The 3,377-nt window shown below is 71.5% G+C and carries 2 protein-coding genes and 2 pseudogenes; 1 reads left to right on the forward strand and 3 read right to left on the reverse strand.

Going from position 1 to position 3,377, the window contains the following annotated elements; translation table 11 throughout:
- A pseudogene (locus tag ACWDA7_RS51440) lies at window positions 1-302 on the reverse strand (transposase); the annotation flags it as partial.
- Window positions 303-379: 77 nt separating this feature from the next.
- Between ACWDA7_RS51440 and ACWDA7_RS51445 the strand changes: the two are divergent.
- Window positions 380-547: pseudogene (locus tag ACWDA7_RS51445) on the forward strand (amidase domain-containing protein); the annotation flags it as partial.
- 30 nt (window positions 548-577) lie between these two features.
- Here the strand turns inward: ACWDA7_RS51445 and ACWDA7_RS51450 are convergent.
- Window positions 578-2,110, reverse strand: coding sequence for a hypothetical protein (locus ACWDA7_RS51450; RefSeq protein WP_450614957.1), 1,533 nt, complete (start codon window positions 2,108-2,110; stop codon window positions 578-580).
- 123 nt (window positions 2,111-2,233) lie between these two features.
- Entirely contained in the window at window positions 2,234-3,019 is a 786-nt protein-coding gene (locus ACWDA7_RS51455) for a DUF4097 family beta strand repeat-containing protein (RefSeq protein WP_450614958.1), read from the reverse strand.
- Window positions 3,020-3,377 lie beyond the last annotated feature (358 nt).

Genomic DNA, 3,377 nt, shown 5'->3' on the forward strand with positions numbered 1-3,377 from the left:
GTGGTGGAGTCGATGCTGACCAGGGACAGGTCCACCTCACCCCGCTTCGAGGCTTCCGCGATCAAGCCCTCCAGCAGGGCCTCGAAGACCCCGGCGTCCCGCCATTGACGGAAGCGGTTGTGGACGGTCGATCAGGCACCGAACTCCGTCGGCATCTCCCGCCACTGTCCGCCGGTCCTGAACCGCCAGATCACACCTTCGAACTGCTGCCGCAGCCGTTCGGGGTACGGGCCGTACGCGCCGATCGGCAGGTACGGCTCGATGAACTCCCACTCCGCATCGCCCAGTTGCACTCGCGTCACGTAAGACGGTCTACCGGACCGAACCGTGCCGCGAAGGCGCATCCCACAAAGTGATCACAACCCGATACGCGCCCTAGATGGACTTCAACAAGGACTGGTCGAAGGGCCACTCGATGATCGTCACCTACCGCAGCCCGCAGGGCGTGCCGTACGTGACATACCACTCCACCAACACCTACAACAGGTCGGTGGCGAGCATCGTCGCGTCGTATCCGAACGCGGCGTACTACGCCTACCGCACCTGAGCGTGCTGCCTCCGGAGCGGGAGCCGGGCCTCAGTGACCGGCTCCCCGTTCCTCCCGGATCTGCGAGACCACCCGGGCCACCGTCTGGCGCACCGCCTCCGTCTCGGTCAGGAAGTGCCAGTAGTCCGGATGACGGCCCTCGAGCGTGGCGACCGCCCGGTCCAGCCGGGCCACGGAATCGTCGAGCGGACGGGCGTGCCGCGGATCGGGATTCGTCCGCCCCGTCATGGCCAGCCGCTGCGCGTCACGGATCGCGAACCGCGTCCGCTGGATCTCCTGCTGCGGATCCTTCTGGACGGCGTTGAGCCGCCGCAGCCGGTCACCGGCCGCAGACACCGCCTCGTCCGTCGTGTTCAGCAGCGACCGCACGGTCGACAGTAGCGAGGTCGCGTCCGGCCAGCGCTGGTCGTCGCGCGCGGTCTGCGCCTCCCTCAGCTTCAACTCGGCCTGCCGTACGGTCTCGGCGGCCTGATCCGGCACGTGCTGCAGGTCCTGCCAGCACGCCGCGGTGAACCGCCGCCGCAGCTCGCTCAGCACGGGCTGCACCTGCCCGGCCCGGGTGGTGAGCGCCTGCGCCCGGGTCCGCAGCGAGACGAGCCGGTGATCGATCTCGGCGGCCTGCTCGGGCAGCCGCTCGGCCTGTGTTCGTACGGCCTCGGCCTCCCTGGCCACACGCTCGGCGCGCTCCAGGGTCTGTGCCGCACCGTGCCGGCCGGCGCCCTGGTTGAGTTTGGTCAGCTCGGGGGCGAGGGCGGCCAGCCGGGCGGCCAGGTCGTCGGCCTTGAGCCCCGAGGCCCGGACGCCGTCCAGGGCGTTGCTCGCGGCGAGCAGGGCCTGACGGGCACGCTCCACGGCCGGGGCGAGCCGGGCGAGCTGGGTCTCGGCCTTGCCGAGCAGCGGCCCGAGACTGTCGCCGAAACGATCCAGCTCCTGCTTGACACGGGTCAGTTCGTCCTTGGCCGCGGTGAGTTCGGCACGGGCGTGAGAGGCCGCCGAGGCCTCGAGATCGACCCGGTCGAGGTCATGCGCGTCGACGGCCTGGATGTACTGGTGACTGACCTCGTCGATACGCCGCCCGAGCGCCTCGAAGTCGGAGAGGGCACGACGGGCGGCGGGGGAGTCGTCCACGGCGGCGATGGTCTCGATCGAGATCCGCAGATCGCGCTGGGCGGTGTCGAGCTCGTAGAAGGCGGCCGCGGCGGCGTCCTTGGCGGCCTGCGCCTGGGCCCGCTGCCCCTCGGACCGTCCTCCGAACCAACGCCGCGTCCCGCCCCCGGCGAACGCCGCGGGCAGAACGAGCGCGGCGACGAGGGGCAGGCTGAGCAGCGCCAGGACGTCACGGGCCGGAGTGGGGCGACGGGACGCCGCGCTCCGTGCGGCGCCCTGGGCCGGGCGCGGTGCAACGCTGCCGGACGCACCGGCGGTCTCCCGTTCGGCGTGCGGATCGCGGTGCCCGGTGTCCGACGGACGCGGGGCACGCATGAGACCGGGCCGACAGCTCGGCGATCGATGGCGCGCGCATGGCGCGAACGGCGTGCACGGCTGTGGTGGTGTCGCCGTCACATCCCTCTCCCGTGCTGTCATCCGCCCTGCCCGGTGTCATTCTCCCACCGGTTGAGGACGAACACACGGGGCGTTCGGTTCACTGTGCGCAGTGGCCGGATCTCGTCCCCCGGCCCCTGCGGACTACCCCGCCGTCCGCACGGTGACCGACCCGTCCTCCGTCCGCGCGTCGATCACATGGGAGCTGCCCGAATCCCTGGGGACCGACACATGAACCGAGCCGTCCTGCGCGCGGGTGCTGACACGGTACGTGCCGTGCGGCAGCGCGATCATGACCGAGCCGTCCGCGCTGCTCGACTCGACGCGATCGGGCACGGCGCCCAGTTCGAGGTCGACGGAACCGTCCTGCGTCGTGGCGTGCACGCGTCGCGAGTGCACGCCCCTCGCCCGCACCGACCCGTCCGCGCTGTCCAGCGTGAGCGGCCCTGAGGCGTCGGTGACCAGCACCGAACCGTCCTGGGTGCGGATGCTCAGCGCGTCCTTGAACCCTTGCGCCCGCACGCTCCCGTCGCCCTCCTCGACCTTGACGGCCACCCCACGCGGCACCTCGATCCGGTGCCGGGCGGAACAGTCCGCGACCAGCCCGGAGCACTTCAGCCGCAGAACGAGCCGGTCGTCCTTCATGGCCCAGGTCACCCGGGGGTCCCCGCCGACCACGACCGTCCCCTTGAACCACCGGGTGACCTCGACCTGGTGCACATCGGCCGGGACGATCTCCAGCGCCGAGTCGTCGGAGTCGACGGTGAGCGTACGACCGTGCAGTGCGAAGGCACGGTGGTCCGGGTGCGGATCGTCCCCGGCATCGTTCCCGCACCCGGCGACCGTCGCGACGACCACGGCGGCGACACCGCCGAGAGCGATCACCCGAGTACGCCGACCGGGTCCGGTACGCCGCGTCGTACGAGCCATGAGTTTCCCCCTGAAATCCTGAATCCTGGACTCGGCCCGGAGGGCCCCGAGCGCCCTTCGACCGTACGCAGGGCGGGCGCCCGGGAGGATCCGGCATCAGGGGTGGGGCTAACCGTTCCTAGGGACTGAGCGTGAGGTGCGCAGGCTCAGTCGGGCGCTCCGAACGGTGTTGGGCGTCCTGGTCTCCCGCTTTCGCGCCGCGTCCGGTCCCGGCGGATCGTGTCCGTGGTCCAAGGATGCGGGGGCGGGTTCCCTCACGCCCCGGGGTGCCGCTTGCGGCCTGGGCGGTCCGATGCCCCACACGATCGCTCTGGTCGTGTGGGGGCGGTGCCGTCCGTCGCCGGATGCGGTGCCCCAG

The organism is Streptomyces sp. NPDC001156 (assembly GCF_053598275.1).

What these genes read in the sequence shown, in the direction of transcription:
- ACWDA7_RS51455 (WP_450614958.1), bottom strand. Translation starts at nt 3,019, where the DNA reads ATGGCTCGTACGACGCGGCGTACCGGACCCGGTCGGCGTACTCGGGTG.